The sequence below is a fragment of the Carboxylicivirga sediminis genome, assembly GCF_018156225.1.
In the GTDB taxonomy this organism is placed as follows: Bacteria; Bacteroidota; Bacteroidia; order Bacteroidales; family Marinilabiliaceae; genus Carboxylicivirga; species Carboxylicivirga sediminis.
This window is the reverse complement of the sequence record NZ_JAGTAR010000014.1, coordinates 75,750-94,172: the sequence shown is the minus strand read 5'-3', so window position 1 is coordinate 94,172 and position 18,423 is coordinate 75,750. Positions and strand designations below refer to the sequence as shown.

Annotated in this window: 17 protein-coding genes; 7 read left to right on the top strand and 10 right to left on the bottom strand. The window is 39.0% G+C overall.

The window, feature by feature from the left end:
- Positions 1-13: 13 nt before the first annotated feature.
- The 4 genes from KDU71_RS10580 to tgt all read right to left on the bottom strand — a co-directional run bounded on the left by KDU71_RS10580 (position 14) and on the right by tgt (position 4,402).
- Entirely contained in the window at positions 14-337 is a 324-nt protein-coding gene (locus KDU71_RS10580; RefSeq protein ID WP_212190620.1) for a biotin/lipoyl-containing protein, read from the bottom strand.
- Between the two features lie 11 nt (positions 338-348).
- Positions 349-1,893, bottom strand: coding sequence for an acyl-CoA carboxylase subunit beta (locus KDU71_RS10575; protein ID WP_212190618.1), 1,545 nt, complete (start codon positions 1,891-1,893; stop codon positions 349-351).
- A gap of 171 nt (positions 1,894-2,064) precedes the next feature.
- A complete protein-coding gene (locus tag KDU71_RS10570; RefSeq protein WP_212190616.1) occupies positions 2,065-3,147 on the bottom strand; it encodes an LptF/LptG family permease in 1,083 nt (360 codons plus the stop codon).
- Between the two features lie 124 nt (positions 3,148-3,271).
- The gene (tgt, locus tag KDU71_RS10565; protein WP_212190614.1) at positions 3,272-4,402 is read right to left on the bottom strand and encodes a tRNA guanosine(34) transglycosylase Tgt; all 1,131 of its coding nucleotides are present in this window, start codon (positions 4,400-4,402) and stop codon (positions 3,272-3,274) included.
- Positions 4,403-4,618: 216 nt separating this feature from the next.
- Here tgt and KDU71_RS10560 point away from each other — a divergent pair, with 216 nt between their 5' ends.
- From KDU71_RS10560 to KDU71_RS10530, 7 genes are all read left to right on the top strand, one after another.
- Positions 4,619-5,737: a glycosyltransferase gene (locus tag KDU71_RS10560; protein WP_212190607.1), complete on the top strand. Its 1,119-nt coding sequence runs from the start codon at positions 4,619-4,621 to the stop codon at positions 5,735-5,737.
- Positions 5,728-6,336: an RNA polymerase sigma factor gene (locus KDU71_RS10555; protein ID WP_212190605.1), complete on the top strand. Its 609-nt coding sequence runs from the start codon at positions 5,728-5,730 to the stop codon at positions 6,334-6,336. The genes KDU71_RS10560 and KDU71_RS10555 overlap by 10 nt, the downstream gene beginning before the upstream one ends.
- Before the next feature lie 59 nt (positions 6,337-6,395).
- Positions 6,396-7,016 (top strand): 16S rRNA (guanine(527)-N(7))-methyltransferase RsmG, encoded by a 621-nt coding sequence (gene rsmG / locus KDU71_RS10550; RefSeq protein ID WP_212190603.1) that lies wholly within the window; start codon positions 6,396-6,398, stop codon positions 7,014-7,016.
- A 190-nt stretch (positions 7,017-7,206) separates the two neighbouring features.
- Positions 7,207-7,365 carry a 50S ribosomal protein L34 gene (rpmH, locus tag KDU71_RS10545; RefSeq protein ID WP_212190601.1) on the top strand — a complete coding sequence of 53 codons (159 nt, stop codon included), beginning with the start codon at positions 7,207-7,209 and terminating at the stop codon, positions 7,363-7,365.
- Positions 7,366-7,537: 172 nt separating this feature from the next.
- Positions 7,538-8,326, top strand: a complete 789-nt coding sequence (locus KDU71_RS10540; RefSeq protein WP_212190599.1) for a PASTA domain-containing protein — start codon at positions 7,538-7,540, stop codon at positions 8,324-8,326.
- An 86-nt stretch (positions 8,327-8,412) separates the two neighbouring features.
- The gene (locus KDU71_RS10535) at positions 8,413-9,492 is read left to right on the top strand and encodes an RluA family pseudouridine synthase (protein ID WP_212190597.1); all 1,080 of its coding nucleotides are present in this window, start codon (positions 8,413-8,415) and stop codon (positions 9,490-9,492) included.
- Positions 9,493-9,523: 31 nt separating this feature from the next.
- A complete protein-coding gene (locus KDU71_RS10530) occupies positions 9,524-10,495 on the top strand; it encodes a D-alanine--D-alanine ligase (protein WP_212190596.1) in 972 nt (323 codons plus the stop codon).
- A 120-nt stretch (positions 10,496-10,615) separates the two neighbouring features.
- Here the strand turns inward: KDU71_RS10530 and KDU71_RS10525 are convergent, their stop codons facing one another.
- From KDU71_RS10525 to KDU71_RS10500, 6 genes are all read right to left on the bottom strand, one after another.
- Entirely contained in the window at positions 10,616-11,632 is a 1,017-nt protein-coding gene (locus KDU71_RS10525) for a hypothetical protein (protein ID WP_212190594.1), read from the bottom strand.
- A 171-nt stretch (positions 11,633-11,803) separates the two neighbouring features.
- Entirely contained in the window at positions 11,804-12,523 is a 720-nt protein-coding gene (locus tag KDU71_RS10520) for a response regulator transcription factor (protein ID WP_212190591.1), read from the bottom strand.
- A gap of 441 nt (positions 12,524-12,964) precedes the next feature.
- On the bottom strand, positions 12,965-14,515 hold the full coding sequence (locus KDU71_RS10515) for a hypothetical protein (RefSeq protein ID WP_212190590.1): 1,551 nt from the start codon (positions 14,513-14,515) through the stop codon (positions 12,965-12,967).
- Positions 14,516-14,594: 79 nt separating this feature from the next.
- The gene (locus tag KDU71_RS10510; protein ID WP_212190588.1) at positions 14,595-16,082 is read right to left on the bottom strand and encodes a hypothetical protein; all 1,488 of its coding nucleotides are present in this window, start codon (positions 16,080-16,082) and stop codon (positions 14,595-14,597) included.
- 40 nt (positions 16,083-16,122) lie between these two features.
- On the bottom strand, positions 16,123-17,511 hold the full coding sequence (locus KDU71_RS10505; protein WP_212190586.1) for a hypothetical protein: 1,389 nt from the start codon (positions 17,509-17,511) through the stop codon (positions 16,123-16,125).
- Between the two features lie 197 nt (positions 17,512-17,708).
- The gene (locus tag KDU71_RS10500; protein ID WP_212190584.1) at positions 17,709-18,317 is read right to left on the bottom strand and encodes a response regulator transcription factor; all 609 of its coding nucleotides are present in this window, start codon (positions 18,315-18,317) and stop codon (positions 17,709-17,711) included.
- Positions 18,318-18,423: the final 106 nt, after the last annotated feature.

Genomic DNA, 18,423 nt, shown 5'->3' with positions numbered 1-18,423 from the left:
GCAGCCCTTTCTCTTATTCTATCACCACCATTAAGTGGTTCTTCGGAATTCTATCACCTTGTGACACTTTTATTGAAACAACCTTCCCATCGTGTGGCATGGTTATCTGGTTACGCATCTTCATGGCTTCCAGAATCAAAAGTGATTCACCTTCTTTCAATGATTGACCTTCTTTCACAAACACCTCACAAATTGTTCCTGGAATGTAGGACAATATGTGGTTTGGATTTGGCGCCTCATATTTAATACGATTTTCGAATTTCTTGGTGAGTTTTGTCTTATACTTCATGCTAAGTATAGCAAAATCAACCAATCCTTCTGTTTTCTGTGTACTCATATGCGCAACTATTAAAATGGAGGAATACCATGCTTTTTAGCAGGACGATGATCATCTTTACCGGCCGATACCTCAATGGCATGCAGCAATAAAGCACGTGTTTCGCTTGGCTCAATTACCGAATCAATATAACCCTTAGCAGCAGCGACATATGGATTAGCAAACTTCTCTTTGTACTCTTCCACCTTGATGGCACGCATTGCATCTTTATCCTCAGCTTCATCAATATCTTTCTTAAAGATGATATTAGCCGCACCTTCTGGTCCCATTACAGCAATCTCAGCCATTGGCCATGCAAACATAAAGTCTGCTCCAAGGTGACGTGAGTTCATGGCGATATAACCACCACCATATGCTTTACGAAGAATAACCGTTACTTTAGGTACAGTTGCCTCTGAGTATGCATACAGTACTTTCGCTCCGTGACGAATTACACCGGCATGCTCCTGGTCTACACCCGGCAAGTAACCTGGCATATCCTCAAGAGTGATAATAGGCACATTAAAGGCATCACAGAAACGGATGAATCGAGCCGCCTTATCTGAACTGTCACAATCAAGTACACCGGCCAATACCATAGGCTGGTTGGCTACAAAACCAACTGTTTCACCGTTTAAGCGACCAAATCCGATCACAATATTCGCAGCCCAAAGCTCCTGAATCTCGAAGAAATCAGAATCATCAACAATGGCTTTGATAACATCACGAACATCGTAAGGTGTTTTAGGATCAGAAGGAATAATATCTTCGATCTTACCTTTGAATTTAGGTGGTTTTGGAGGGAAAGCTTTTGCTTTCTTACTGTTATTCCAAGGAATAAAGGTAATCAGTTTCTTAATCTGCTCGAAACATTCAGCTTCGCTGTTTGAGAAGAAGTGAGCATTACCGGTTGTTTCAGCGTGCACACGTGCACCACCTAAATCTTCCATCGAGATTTTTTCACCAAGCACTGATTCAATTACGCCTGGTCCGGTAATAAACATCTTAGAAATATTCTCAACTACAAAAACGAAGTCTGTCAATGCCGGAGAGTATACAGCACCACCCGCACATGGACCCAAGATAACCGACAGCTGAGGTATAACACCTGAAGCTAATGTGTTACGGTAGAAAATCTCACCGTATCCGGCTAAAGAGTTCACACCTTCCTGAATACGCGCACCACCTGAATCGTTAATACCGATTAAAGGCACACGCATTTTTAAGGCGTGATCCATGATTTTTGTAATTTTACGGGCATGCATTAATCCTAATGATCCCCCGGCTACAGTGAAATCCTGAGCAAAGATACAGATAGGTGCACCATAAATGGTACCTGTACCGATAATAACCCCATCACCATGCAACTGCTTTTTGTCCATTCCGAAGTCACGAGCTGTGTGCTCAACAAAAAGGTCGTATTCGGTGAAAGAATCTTTATCAACGAGTGCAAGGATTCGTTCGCGAGCCGTCATTTTACCCATGGCTGCTTGCTTTTCAATGGCTTTGTCGCCACCACCCTTTTGCACTTGTTCCTTTCTTTTCCGAAGGTCAAGGATGTGTTTTTTCAATGACATAATCCAAAAATTTGATTTAACCTCTATTAATCAAAATATTAATTTAGCATCCTGATTAATAATTTTTCAGAGTGCATAATTACTAATTTATTTTTTTTAACAAAAGGAATAAAGTAAGATAGTACGCTTTTCAACAACGGAACAACCTGTGCAAATAGTCAGTTTCTTAGACTATTTAGGCGCCCTCATGTACAAATAAAATCCTATGGCAGCAAAAACAATGTTGGGCAACCATACGGCCAACATTGGATTCATATTACCATTTACGGCAAAGGTGGTTGAAATTGTCATGAACAAAATATACGAAAAACTCAACGCAATACCAACTCCAATGTGCAGCCCCATACCGCCCCGCACTTTACGCGAAGCCAATGACACCCCAATAAGGGTTAGAATAAAGGCGCTGAACGGTGATGCCACCCGCTTATACTTCTCAATAAGAAACTCCTCAAGGTTTCCAACGCCGCGAGCTCGCTGCTCATCAATATAATTATCCAATTCGGTATTGGTCATCATCTCAAAATACTTGCGCTCTTCCTGAAAGTCTTTGGGCGTTACATTGGCAATCAGGGTATCCATTTTGGAACCGCTGCTTATCTTATGCTCCACCCCGTCGGTAAACTCGCGCAACACATAATTCCTGAGCTGCCATTTACCCGAAGTAGTATCGTATTTGGCATAACGGGCTGATAACTTGGACACCAATTCCTTTTCATCGTATTTTTCCATCGAAAAATGATCGCCATTACCGCTATAAGCCCGGTACTTATCCAGGTAAACAAACACACCTGGCTCTATTTGCATATGAATTTTGTCCAGCCCTTTGGCTTTCCTGTTTTTAACATAGACATTTTCAAACTGTATACGAGTTTGGTTGGCCGGCGGTATTACATAACCACCCAACAAAAATGAGAAAAGCCCAATGATAGCAGCTCCCAAAAAATAGGGGAACATCATACGCCGGAAGCTAACGCCGCTCGACAAAATGGCAATAATCTCTGTTTGATAGGCCATCTTTGAAGTGAAAAAGATAACCGCAATAAATACAAATAATGGGGTAAACAGGTTGGCAAAATAGGGGATGAAATTCTTATAATAATCAAACACAATCGCCTTTAAAGGAGCCCCGTGTTCAAAGAAATTATCAATCTTTTCGGTGACATCAAACACCACTGATATACTAATTATCAACAGTATCGCAAAAAAGAATGTCCCTAAAAATTTTCTAAGTATATAAAGATCAAGTTTTTTCAAAACTCTCTATTTAGTTTAGTGAAGCCTGCTACAAAAGAACGAAAAAATAGTTACAAGCTAAATAGTAAAACTTCAATCACTCCTTTGTTATAGACAACTAATAGCTCTTGCACACTCATTACCATTAAAGGCGAGTTGTCAATTTTTTAACCATCACATCCTTCCATTGCACAAAATCGCCTTCCAAAATGTGCTTACGCGCCTCGCGCACTAACCATAAATAAAATGTCAGATTGTGCATACTGCCAATTTGCGCCGCTAACATTTCTTTTGAAACATATAAATGACGCAGGTAGGCCTTGGTATAGTGATGATCAACAAAAGATGTTCCATTAGGATCTACAGGTGAGAAGTCGTTTTTCCACTTCTCATTGCGCATATTTAGTATGCCTTCAGAGGTAAAAAGCATGCCATTACGCCCATTGCGCGTAGGCATTACACAGTCGAACATATCTACACCCAATGCAATATTTTCAAGTAAATTGGCAGGTGTACCCACCCCCATCAGGTAACGTGGCTTATCTTTAGGTAAGATACCATTCACCAGCTCAACCATTTCATACATCACCTCTGTTGGTTCACCAACGGCCAGCCCACCGATGGCATTACCTTCGCGGTTTTGCGAAGCAATAAATTCAGCCGACTGGGTTCTCAAATCACGATAACCGGCTCCTTGCACTATCGGAAAGAATGTTTGAGAATGCCCATACAACGGTTCTGTTCGGTCAAAATGGTCAACACCTCTTTTTAACCAGCGATGCGTGAGCTCCATCGATTTTTTAGCGTAAGCATATTCAGCATCTCCCGGCGGGCACTCATCCAGTGCCATAATAATATCTGCCCCAATGACCCGCTGAATATCCACTACATTTTCGGGCGTAAATAAATGCTTTGAGCCATCCAGGTGTGAACGAAACATGGCACCTTCTTCGGTCAGTTTTCGGTTATCACTTAAAGAGAATACCTGATAGCCTCCACTATCGGTCAACATTGGTTTATCCCAACCGTTGAATTTATGTAATCCACCTGCGGCTTTTAATATATCCAAACCAGGTCGCAGATACAGGTGGTAAGTATTGCCGAGAATAATTTGGGCCTTAACATCATCTTCCAAATCACGAAAATGCACCCCTTTAACCGAGCCAACAGTTCCAACTGGCATAAAAATGGGTGTTTCAATTTCACCATGATCGGTTGTTATTTTCCCAACGCGCGCACTACTTTTGGCATCGGTATGTTGCAGCTCAAATTTCATTTTCCTTGTATTAATGACATTTCTAAATCTGCCTATCATTGTATGATAAAACAGCCTGCAAATATACAACAGCCGCTTTATAAATAAAATGCAGAAAAGAGGTTCTTACACTAAAAACTGTTTCGTCGTCATTTTTTTGAAACGATGGGCAAAAATGACTTGATAAGAACAGGCTTTTCATAAAAATATGTTGCATTTTTGACTAAAATTCAAACTGTGGACGAATCAATACTATATACCTTAGGCGGCATTTTTATCTTTTCCTGGCTTTTTCAGCTCTTTTACCAGCTATTCTTTCTTTTAAAACCATCGCATTTTAAACCTCTGACGTATGATAATAAACAGCGTCCTTTATCAGTTATTATTTGTGCTAAAAACGAAGCATCGAATCTAAAAAACTTCATTCCGAAGATATGCAACCAGAATTACCCCAATTTTGAGGTCATTGTGGTAAATGACTGCTCTACGGATGACTCAGAAATGGTATTAGCGCAACTAAAGACTGAATTCAGCAACCTCTATTACACCAGCATCCCACTTAGCAAACAACATTATCAAGGTAAAAAATTAGCGCTCACAATTGGTATAAAAGCAGCTAATAATGAGCATTTAGTGTTTACTGATGCTGATTGCTACCCAACATCAGACCAATGGCTAAAAGAAGTAAGCAGTCAGTTCACCGATGAAAAACAAATAGTAATTGGCCATGGCCGCTTTGAGAAGCAAAAATCATTCTTCAACCTGTTTTTGCGCTACGAAACCTTTTTCAACGCAGTACAATATATGGGCTTTGCATTACGTGGCAAACCATTTATGGCGGTTGGCAGAAACATGGCTTATACCAAATCTTTGTTTGAGCAAAGCGATGTTTTTAAGCCATACCTTAACATGGCTTCGGGTGACGATGATTTGTTTATCAGACGTTGCGCCAATAAACATAACACAACTATTCAATTAAATTACGATAGCCAAACCGTATCACTGGCACCACAAAGTTTCAGTGAATGGAGAACTCGTAAATCGAGGCATTTAACCACGGCACCTGCATATAGGTTTGGGATAAAATGCTGGCTGATTATGGAGCCCCTGACTCGTCAAATAATGTGGCTTCTAACACTTTGTTCACTTTTTTTTCATATTTTTGTTCCTTTAACAATTGCGTTATTTGCTCTCCGCATGCTGACTTTACATATTGTATTAGCCAAAGCAGCAAATAAAATGGGAGAAAACAAGTTATTCTGGGCAACCAGTATTTTTGATTTTATAACGCCTTGGTTAGTTGGGAGTGTTTGGGTAATTAATATTTTTAGTGCAAAGAAGAAGAAATGGAAGTAAATCCGAATCTATCTGATAAGGCAAAATACGACTTAGATTTAGTGGAAGTAGCAGTTAAAGGCGATCAAAAAGCCTATGCTGAACTCATGGGCCGCTACAGAGATGCCATTTACTTTATGCTCCTGAAAATGGTGAATAACAAAAGTGATGCCGAGGACCTGACGATTGAGGCCTTTGGTAAAGCCTTTAAGAACATTCATCAATACTCACCAAACTATGCATTCAGCACATGGCTGTTCAAAATAGCCTCTAATAACTGCATTGATTTTCTTAGGAAAAAGCGCAATAACATCGTTTCCATCGATGGCGGCATTTCGGATGATAAAGAAAATGATCAGCCGATACACCTGAAGGATGAAACGCCCGACCCGGAAGAAAATCTGATAAAGCAGCAAAAGAAGATATTAATGCGCACCGTGGTCAAGAAACTTAAACCCCGCTATCGCATTTTAATTGAGCTTCGCTATTTCAAAGAGTTCTCATATGAAGAGATTGCCGAAGAGCTGGATCTTCCGCTTGGAACTGTAAAAGCCCAATTATTCAGAGCCAGAGAACTTCTCTTCAATACCCTAAAAAACTCGGATATCAAACTGGGGTAAGCTCTTAGTTTCTATTTTAACATTTAGCATTCAGGATAAGTTATCCTGCACATCATATCATGGAATTAATTAAAAAGTACTTTCCGAATTTAGATCCTTCTGTTGAAGAAAAACTCAGCCGACTGGGAGATTTATATGCTGACTGGAATTCAAAAATCAATGTCATATCGCGCAAAGACATGGACCACTTCTACGAACGTCATGTTTTGCATTCATTAGGCATAGCAGCTTTCATTCAATTTGAAACAGGCACACAAATCCTGGATGTTGGCTGTGGTGGTGGTTTTCCGGGTATTCCTCTGGCTATTATGAATCCTGACTGTCAGTTTCACCTCATCGATTCGATTGGTAAGAAAATTAAAGTGGTGAAAGGCGTTGCTGAGGCATTAGACCTACAAAATCTTACAGCTGAACAAATAAGAGTTGAAAATCATCCTAAGCAATATGATTTTATTATCAGCCGGGCAGTAACCGCCTTTCCTGATTTCGTAAAACTATGTCACAACAAATTCCTTCCAACGAATAAAAATGCCATTACTAACGGCATCATCTATTTAAAGGGAGGAGACTTTGAAGGTGAAATAAAGCCGTTTAAAAACAGGGCATCCGTAACGCCGCTGACCAACTACTTTGAGGAGGAGTTTTTTGAGACGAAAAAGATCATCCATCTGTCGATGTAAGCAACAGTGGTATTAAACTTTATACAAACCTAAAAAAGCATTCATTTTTTTTTGGAAGATAAAAAAAACATGTATTTTTGCAGTCCGAAAAGTTAAGGTAACAACATTAACTTAGCTCTTCAAAGGAGGAAGATCCCGAACGAATCCATTTGAAAAGCGATTATTACGAAGAATAAAAAAATTACATACAATGAAAAGGACATTCCAACCATCGAACAGAAAGAGAAGAAACAAGCATGGTTTCCGCGAAAGAATGGCTAGCGCAAGTGGTCGTAAAGTATTAGCTGCAAGAAGAGCTAAAGGACGTAAGAAATTAACTGTTTCTAGCGAAAAAAGACATAAAGCTTAATTAAGAGCTTTCACGATATAAAAAGTAAAGAATCCACTATGGGTTCTTTACTTTTTTTATGCCCATAACTCTGATAGCAGAAGTTTTACTATTTTTGACCATCTGTTATAAACCAGCATTTTTTTCACTCTTGAAATAAAAGTAAAAAAGCGGTATACAAATCAACATGCTTATGTCAACGATCAAAGGAATAATCAATAACGTATTTGTCAAAAATATTGTCATAGCAATTGGAGTAATCACACTGGCATTAATCGCCACTTTTGTTAGCTTAAATATTTACACCAACCACGGCGAATACTATCCTGTACCCGACTTTAAAGGCCTGACTGAAGAGCAATTCAGTCAATTAATTGAAGAGAAAGGCTTTCGCTATAACATCATCGACTCGGTACATATTGATGGCTACCTGCCCGGTGCAGTCATTGAACAAATACCGGCGCCTGGCAGTATGGTAAAAGAAAATCGTAATATTCACTTTACCATCAAAGCTATTGCGCCCGAAAAAGTTCAGATCCCAAACCTTGTAGATTACTCATTGCGAAATGCCAAAGTAATATTGGAATCGTACGGACTGGTAACCGGTGAACTTATCTATGTACCAAGCGAATATCGCAACCTGGTTATTCAGCAGCTTTATAAAGGCAAACCGGTTGAGCCGGGAACTGTGGTATTAAAAGGATCGGTGATTGATTTGCACATCGGTAAAGGCCTTAGCACCGAACGAACCAATGTACCGGATTTAAAAGCGCTTACACTGGAAGAGGCTAAAAACTATTCTGCCTCTGTTTCTTTAAATATTGGTGCGGCCATATATGATGAATCTGTCATTACAGCAGAAGATTCCATAGCGGCATTTATATGGAAACAACAACCATCGGCCGAAACAGGTGAACGCATACCTCTTGGCGCTTCTATAGATGTATGGTTAAGTGTAGATACTGCCAAAGTGAGTTATTAATGGCTGAACGGAAGACCGAGGATTGATGTTGGCTGGTTGTGAGTGAGAGGTAGACAGATTTAAGAATTAACTAATTGATAAATAGAATGACAGAGCACATACAGGAAGATGAGTTGGATGAGTTGGACGAACTGGATGACGCAAATGGTTCGGACGATGGTAATGAGTTGTATGAGCACTATCGCTTTGTAACTGATCCGGGACAAAAGCCACTGCGCATCGATAAATTTTTGGTCAACCGCATTGAGAATGCCTCGCGCAATAAAATACAGGATGCAGCGGCAGCCGGTAATATCCGCGTTAACGACAAGCCGGTTAAATCCAATTATAAGATAAAAGCCAATGAGGTGATCACTATCGTGATGTCCTTTCCTCGTCGCGAACTGAAAATTATTGCTCAGGATATACCTCTGGATATTCCATATGAAGATGATCAACTGATTATCATCAACAAAAAACCAGGCATGGTAGTGCATCCGGGACATGGAAACTACACAGGCACTATGGTTAATGCTTTGGCCTGGCACCTGAAAGATTTGCCGCTGTTCAATTCTGAGGATCCTCGCCCGGGACTGGTTCATCGTATTGATAAGGATACATCAGGTTTACTAGTTGTTGCCAAAACAGAGGAAGCCAAAAACTTTCTGGCCCGTCAGTTTTTCGAAAAAACCTCTACGCGTACCTACATTGCATTGGTATGGGGACAACCGGCCGAAGATGAAGGCACCATCATTGGTAACATTGGTCGCAGCCTGCAGGATCGCAAGCAGATGGCTGTATTCCCGGATGGAGACCGTGGTAAACATGCCGTAACACACTATAAGGTATTGGAGCGTTTAGGTTACGTTTCGTTGGTAGAATGTAAACTGGAAACTGGTAGAACACACCAGATTCGAGCACACATGAAATACCTTGGTCACCCACTGTTCAACGATGAACGTTATGGTGGCGATCAAATTTTAAAGGGCACTACTTTTACCAAGTACAAGCAATTTGTACAAAACTGTTTTAATATTTTGCCAAGACAGGCACTGCATGCAAAAACGTTGGGTTTCATTCATCCGACCACCAAAGAGTACATTGATTTTAATACGGATATTCCTGAAGATATGATGGAGGCCATTGAGAAGTGGAGAGGTTATATTGCAGGAAGAGAAAACGACTAATCGAATAACAATCAATCACATATTGACCAAAATGAAAAACATCGGTATTATTTACGGTGGCTATTCTTCTGAAATCATAGTTTCTGAAAAAAGCAAGGAAGGCGTTATGTCCTTTATTGATGCTTCACGCTATAACCGCTACCCCATTTTGATTACCAAAGAGAAGTGGTGTGCCAAAGTTGATGGCAACGAATACCCGATTGATAAAAATGATTTTTCATTTATTATAGATGGTCAAAAAGTAAAGATTGACTTTGCTTACATCACAATCCATGGAACTCCGGGCGAAGATGGCCTGTTACAAGGCTACTTTAATATGTTGGATATTCCACACAGCACTTGCGATGTGCAAGCAGCATCCATCAGCTTTAACAAGTTTACCTGCAACACTTACCTAAAGGGCTTTGGTGTAGCTGTGGCCGATTCGGTATTAGTCCGTAAAGGCAACAGCTTTGACGATAAGGCGATAGTTGAGCAACTGGGATTGCCCTGTTTTGTAAAGCCCAATGCAGGAGGCTCCAGCTTTGGCATTACCAAAGTGCAAGAGGGCGGTCGGTTAATCGAAGCCATTGAGAAAGCCTTTACCGAAAGTAACGAGGTGATTATTGAGCAGTTTATCGGCGGTACAGAGGTGACTTGTGGTTTATATAAAACCCGCACAAACCAGGCAGTGTTTCCCATAACCGAGGTGGTGAGCAAAAATGAATTCTTCGATTTTGAAGCTAAATACACGGCCAGCAAAGTAGAAGAGATTACACCTGCTCGCATCGAAGACAATGTACGTGACCGCATCCAATCCATCTCGTCACTCATTTATGATATTCTGGGTTGTAAAGGCATTGTACGAATCGATTACATCATTAGCGATAATAAAATATTCCTACTCGAGGTGAATACTACGCCCGGCATGACTGTAACCAGTTTTATTCCCCAGCAAATAGCAGCTGCCGGATTAGATATACAAAAGGTATTCAGCGAGATAATAGAAGATGCTAGCTTGTAGCATTACTGAACTTAATACTTCTATCATTGTTAATTACAAAACTCATACGTTAGAGTTAACTAAGAAAGGCTATCCAAATATTATAGATAGCCCTTTCTATTGTTTATATTACTCAAAGAATTAGTCAACCTCTAACACATCATCTTGATTTGTCCAAGGATCCCATGTAAATGTAAACATTTGTAAATCAGCTTGTATTGCATCTGCTTTGACTACAACATTAAGCCACTTACTAACGCCTCCAATAATTTTAGTGTTTTCAGTATCTAATACAATCCATTTAACAGGCACATAGTTACCTCCTTCATAAGAATATATCTCAACAGCAATTGGCAGGCATTTTCCTGCTGTTGCATCTGCATTTGACCAATAGATTGTGCCAAGGTTTTTTTCTGATGTGAAAAATCTATCCCAGTTATTTCTAATTTTAAGATATTCATAGTCAATACCAGCTTCGTACGCCGGCTCCTGATAAAATAACCGAGCGTGATAATTTTGAATATCTGCACCACTTTCAAATTCAAATGTCACAATTAACTGTCCATAATTTGTTGACATGGGGATATTAATGCTAGAAGGATTAGCAGCATAGTCATCATTAATAACAACAGGAGCAGATTCGCCACTAAATTCAACAAATGGTACAACATGTGTGCGCAACTCCTCCGCCATTTGTGCTGAAGACCAACTTCCACCTGGTCTTACATCAGTAAAGGCAACAAGACCTGGTGCAACTTCTTTAAAAACGCCACTAGGATATATTACATTCCCAAAGAAAATTTTATGGTCCCCAATAGTTGGAGTTGGAGGAGTGACGGCAGTTGTAGTTGCTGTAAAAATATTTGTACCATACCACACATTCTCAAGTACGGGCCCATCATTACCTGAACCATCATCAACAATATTATACTGATCAATCACATCCGGATGAACTGACTCAGCCTTAAGCTCCATAGCAGTAACGGTAACAGGAATATCCCCTCTGTTAACATCACCTCCTTTTAGGCCTGTTTCATTTAAACCATCAACAACGTTGAAGTGCACATCTGTGGTTTTCACATCGCTCACTTCATTATCTTTCTGACAGGCAGACAACACCATTGCTGTGATTACAGCAAATAACAATACTTTTTTCATAGTTAATAAGTTTGAAATTAAAAGTTAATACTCACGGTGGTTAAATAGCATGAGATTTAGGATTTCTTAATATTTGTTTCTCCCAGACTTTAAAACCTGAAGTAAAATTATAGCTGGCAATAATAAAGTTCAATAACCCCAAAGAGGTATTTTACAGTAATTATACGATATTTAACTAAATAAGCTTGATTTTCCAGCCATGTAAGCCAGACATGCAGTATTTTTTACACCTAGCTTATGAAGAATGTTTTTACGATGTTTCTTAGATGTATGGGTACTAATGTTTAAGACCTCACCAATACACCTATCTGTTTCGCCCTTAACAATCAACTGCAATACCTCTTGTTCACGCATAGATAATGAGCTAACTAATTTTTGGTAATATTCTACTTCTGATAATTCATGCTCCAGATTAATTTTCAATGGCGATTGCTTTAATTGTATTCCTATCCGGAAGTGCTCAGTGGCTACCCCTTTAACCTCAGGTTTTGTAACCAAAAAATAATAAGGAACATATGACAGATGACGCTTAAACCTGAGTATTCCATTTAAAAACGGCGCATGCCCTTTCTTTTTGGCGATACGCTCCAAAACTTCAACACGCCGAGCATCCTCAGGGTGAATAGATGAAAATATGAGTCGCCTCAAGACCGATTTTTTAAATACCCGTCTATTAAGGCCATTGCTCATTACAAATCGTTCATCTGCATAAACGATTTTATCTTTATGCGTATCAAATAAGAAAACACCTAAGTTCAAGGAATCAGGTATTTGTTGAAGTATGTAATTGTTTCTAAGAAAAATATTGGTAATTTTCTTATATAAGCACTCCAAGTTTTCGAGAGTCGCAGACACAATAGCCTGCCTCTCCTGCTCACAATCAGTTGTCATTTTATTATGTTTGTCTGGTCCCTCAGCCTCTCAGAATAGATCAGCTAAAATTATCTCACATTTAAATTATAACCCTTTGAAGTAAATGTCAATTCGACAACAGACGATTAATCAACAATTAGAGCATATTAATACAATTCAGACTAGAATTCATCAATATTAAAGTGACATTAGTCAAATTAAGGTAAATCATATGCATGATTTATTTTTCAATACAAACAAAAAAAGTTCAACTTAAGCTTAAACATACACTAATTCACACCTATATCAACCTATCCTACAAATACTTATAAAAATATATCTGGCACTTTCTTTTCCACACGCTTCAACTTCCAACCTACTGATTAAGAAAATAATTAGCATGCTATAAGTTTGAATTATATGAGTACAACAAAAAAGCCCCGCGTTTGCGAGGCTTTAACACTAATAATACTAAATCTGTCATTCAAACACTTCGATACAAGGAGACGTCACTGTTGTGAATAGCACCTGAACTTGCTCATTGTGGTAGAAAATGACCGCCTGCAAATCACCAATCTGTGGTGAATAATCACTCGGTTGAGTAACTGCATCAACTGCATTACCATAAAGAGTTTGAAGTAATGTCCAATCTACATTCCAATCATTATTTGCATAGTCGTCAGTAAGCAGCCATATCAAAGCCTGTATAAACTTACCTTTATCAGCGTCAGCCACAACTCCGTCTGTCAGATAACCATCAGGAAGGTGATTGATAATATAATTTAAGCGTGCAAGTTTGAGAGGATCCAAACCATTTGCTCCTTCCCATAGTGAAGCTAAGTAAATACCTATTGAATAATTTGTATTTAAGCTAATATTGTGATCCTTATCAGCACACCATCCATAATAAACGCCATCTGAGATACTGTACTTACCTGCAGGAATACCATCTAATTCCATTTTTAAATAATGATAATTGGTGCTCGACTTAAAGTTATAGTCTGTTACTTTAAGTGAAATACCTGTTCCTTCTGCATCAGCAGGCAAATGAAGATGAGCTGGGAAGATATAATCAGCATCATAATGACAACCACCAATTACGAAATCCAGCACATTATCGGTTCCTGCCACTGGAATATCTTCGTAACTATCAAACACCCATGTTTTGATACTTACCCAATCCAGAACATCCCCAACTGGCAATAATACTTTAAGTTCAATGGTAATCTCATCATCCAACAAATCATAATCAGGCCAGTAAATAGGCAAGCAATCATTGGCGTTATCCAGGTTATCAAATTCAGCACTCCAGTTATTCTCAGAGCTTGAAACAATTATCTTCATGTAGGCAATCAGGTCGTAAATGGTACCTCCATTAACCTGAGTGACATATGGGAATACATCACCATAAGGCAACATATATGATGCGGGTTCACACACACAGATATCACCAAAGAAACACATCTGCCTTACCGTAATTGGCTGTATATTAAACCATATAAATCCAAAGTTATCATATACCAGATCATCATAACACAGTACATCAATGATAATTTCTTCTTTAGTAAATTTATCCAGCATAAAGTCTCTTAATCCATTATTTGGATTAATAAATTGGAAATATTCACTATTATCATGTGGCGTTGCTTTAACCATAATATCATCACCTCCTTCTACTTCATGCCATACAGTAAAATCAGTGATATTAATATTAACACTATTCACTCCTTCACCTAAAACAACTTTAATGGGCTGTGTAACATATTTACCATCAACCACAAATATTGGAATAACAATGTCGTCAGATACACCATCTTTTTCAAACCAAACGTGCGCATAATCTAAACTCAGATTCTCATCACATTCAGGAATAAAATCATCCGACAAAGGCGCCGCCTTAAGAGTTACAAAATCAGCTTCACTTATGCCAATTGAAAATTCAGCAGTAGCCTCTTCGGGATTACTTACCTTTTCATTACAGCTGCTTACTATTAAAGCAAATGCTGCCAATACAAATAAAATTTTTTTCATCACATTATTGTTTTAGGTTATTAAAATGGGTATGATAATATGCGGTCAAGGTTATTATAAGAAATGCTTCACATTATATTTAATCGCAATGGCCTGGTCCTAAGATGCCGTTATTAAACAAGTCAAGCACTGATGACCAGTTCACCATATCAGATTTCTGCTGCTCTGTAAATGTTTGCTCCGGCACTATATCATCAATGCCATCATTATCAAATAATTCAGCTGCATTATCAAAGGCTTCTTTTACATCAGGCCAGTTATTAAGGTCAACAGGGCCATTTTCAACATTCAGGAGTGCAGCTATATATTGATGAGCCAGAATATAGTATGGATTACCACCAGCCGCTGATGTCTCCAACACCTCTAAATAGGTTTGTGTGGCGTTAAACGGATCATCGGGCTGAGTTGCACCTTGCCATGCATTCGTTTGATTGCCGGGTCCGTCACCAGTGTGATTTTTCCAATAGCCTTGTGTAAGGGTACAACCATCGTTATCAGGCGGTATAATAATTATAAAAGGTTCGCTAAAGCAAGAGCCGATAACAAAATCTACAACCCCATCATCACCCGGATTTGGTGCCTCATTATTGTAGAAAGAGTATGAATTCTGGAACCGGTAGTCGAATTGCTTATTAATATCAGGCAGATAGACGTATAGATCGAACCTGAACAGTTCATCCATATTATCATTATCGGGCCAGGCAATTGTCATACAATCCCCTTCACCATTTTCTCCGCCGTTACCGAAGGTGCCCATATTGTTATAGCTATAAAGAAACTCCCAGTTCATGTCAGGCCCATAATTACCTAAGCCATTGCCAATAAATCTCAGAACATCTATTTTCATTATAGCAGGCATATCATATTGCAAGCCATTCTGCTGTTGTTCATAAACAGAACCTTCAAACAGTGTTTTGTCAGCAACACAAATATCTCCAAACCAACATTGACTGCGAACTGTAATAGCGTTGATATTAAACCAAACGAATCCGAAGTTATCATATACCAGTTCATCGTAACACAATACATCAATAACAATTTCTTCTTTGGTGAACTTACTTAATGTAATAGTCCTCAAACCATTGTTGGGATTGATAAACTGGAAGTAGGCGCTATTGTTACTTCCACCAAATACGCCATGCGGTGTAGCTTTAACCAGAACATCATCGGATGTATCAAGGCTTAAGTCTTCATCAATTTCTCCATCATCACCCATATTGTATACCAGGAACTCACTAATGGTCACCTGAATGGATTCAGCTGTTTCCATATCTATTTTAACAGGTTGTGTAACATATTTACCTGCTACCTTAAATATTGGAATGGTTACTGTTTCATCGCCTTTACCGGTATCAAAGGTGACCTTTGCATAGTCAAGGCTCAAACTTTCATCACATGTTGGGATATAATCTTCAACACCCAAAGGGGCACTTTTTAGGGTGACAAAATCAGCTTCACTTATACTAATAGAGAACTCTGCATTGTTTTCTACCGGAGAACTCACATTCTCTTTACAAGCACCTAGTACTAATACCAGAGTTGCTATCACTACTACAATTTTTCTCATGTTCGGTTGTATTAGATTATTATTAAATTCAAATCCACACTTAGTCGCAGTGCTTACTGCATAATACGCCATTGTTAAACAGATCAAGGGTTTCAGCATACATTATTAAATCATCCATAACCGCTGAAAGATCATCCGTGGGTAAATATTCATTAAGTAGTTCGCCGGCAGCCACATAGTGTTGCTGCACATCAGGACACATGCTTATATCCACACCTCCTACTTCCAGGTTCAGCATGGCTGCTATATACTGGTGTGCAAGACTGTAATATTTACTTTCTGAAGGTTTTTTAGCATATATACCCAGGTAGCTTAATCCGGTATTAAAGAAAGTATCGGAGGGATTGATATGCCCCCAGTAAGCCTGACCTGTTTTTTTATTAATTCCGGTATGGTTTTTCCAGTAGCCCTGTGTTAACGTACAGGCACTAAAAGAGTTTGTTACGCAATCGCCAATGTTAAAATCGGCGACACCATCGGTACCTACATCGGGAGGAATCGCATCCCAAAAAGCATACGAGTTGTAAAACTGATAAGTAAACTCGTTATCACCTTCTGGCATTAACACATATACATCAAAACGAAACAGATCGTTCCGCACATCATGGTCGGGCCAAAAAACCTCCAGACATTGATCGCTGCCATAGGATTCCGATGTGCTATTAGAGTGCGTAATAATCAGGTCCCAATTGATATCATCTTCATAATTGCCGGCGGTCGCGCCTATGTAGTTCAGAACATTTACCTTAAATATTGCTGGCATTTGCTGGCTAACTCCGCCTGGCGACAAGGTTTCGTAAAGAGAACCGTTAAATACTTCCGTATTGTCAACACATAATGTACCCATCCAGCACTGACTGCGAATTGTAACCAAACTCATATCAAGCCACACAAAGCCAAAGCTTACTATATACATTGGTTCAAAGCACAGTACATCAATTGGCACTTCGTGTTTAGCAAACTTATTGATAGTAAAAAGAGTATTCAGCTTATTGCTTACCAGCGGGTAAAACTTACTACCTTCCATTGGGGCAGCTCTCACAATTACATCTTCAGAACTAAGGTCATCAGCATGATATATAAAGAAATTGATTATACGAGCTTGAGTACTATGATCACCATTCAGCATCACTTTTACAGGCTGAGTGACATGTCTGTTATTAATCGTATAAATTGGGGTCTTAATTTGCTTCTGAGAGCTTACCTGACCGGTTTCAGTAATAAATTCAACTGTATAAAGTGCGTAGTCCATGGACAGTTCAGCACATTCTGGCACACCACCAACATCACCATTTTTTAATGAGCCAAATCCAGGATTCTCGAACGCAACAGAGATTTCAACTGAAGGAATCAGTATTTTTTGCTCAATACGCGTACAGCTATTTACAATGAGGCATACAATGATGCAAACTACAATTGACTTTCTCATTATTAAGTTGGTTAAAAGTTCTATTTGGTTTGATTGTAAATACAGGTTAGGTAACCCATTTCTATCAATCAACCACCTCACTAATACACTCCTTGTCAGGTACATATTATTTTGAGACTGTAAAATTATGAGGGCTTTTATTCGAGCTCAATACCCATAAAGGGGTAAATCTGAAAGTCAATAAGGGGAATCGAATTTTAGACTAATCGATACTTTCCGATGATGAATGCTAATTTAGCCGTATTTTTAAACTCCAGCTTCTTAAGAATATTCTTACGGTGCCGCTGAGCAGTATGAGGACTGATATTTAAGTAATTGCCAATCTCTTTATCGGTAGCACCATCTACAATTAATTCTACAATTTCTTTTTCGCGTTTTGACAAGCGTTTCGTTTTATCGCGATATGTGCCCCAGTGGGGATCTTCTGTTTCTTGCTCACTCCAGAATTCAGGCACATTAATCACAATACCTAAACGGTAATCTGATAAGTTTCTGTCGATATTAGCAACACTAAAAACCAACAAGTGAAGGGGTTTGTAAGATTGGTCCTTTTGTCGCAATCTCACCACCCTGTTGATTGGTTTAGAGTGTTTATTTTGTGAAGCATTCCACTCTAGAAAACGAATATAACGGGCATCATCTTTATGTAGTTTCATAAAAATCAATCGCCTGATAGCTGAGTTATTAAGCCTTTCAATAGATATTTGATAGGTTTGAAGAAATTGATGATTGGCACATACAATTCTATCCTTCTCCTTGGAGTAGATAAATATGCCAAGTTTATCCTCTTCAGGCAAGATTTTCATCAAGGTGCTATTTTGAACAAACCAATCAATGAACTTACCAAAAACATAGGAGTTCTTTGAACCGATTTTGTCAAAATTACAACACGCTAACTGACTCGCGTTGGGC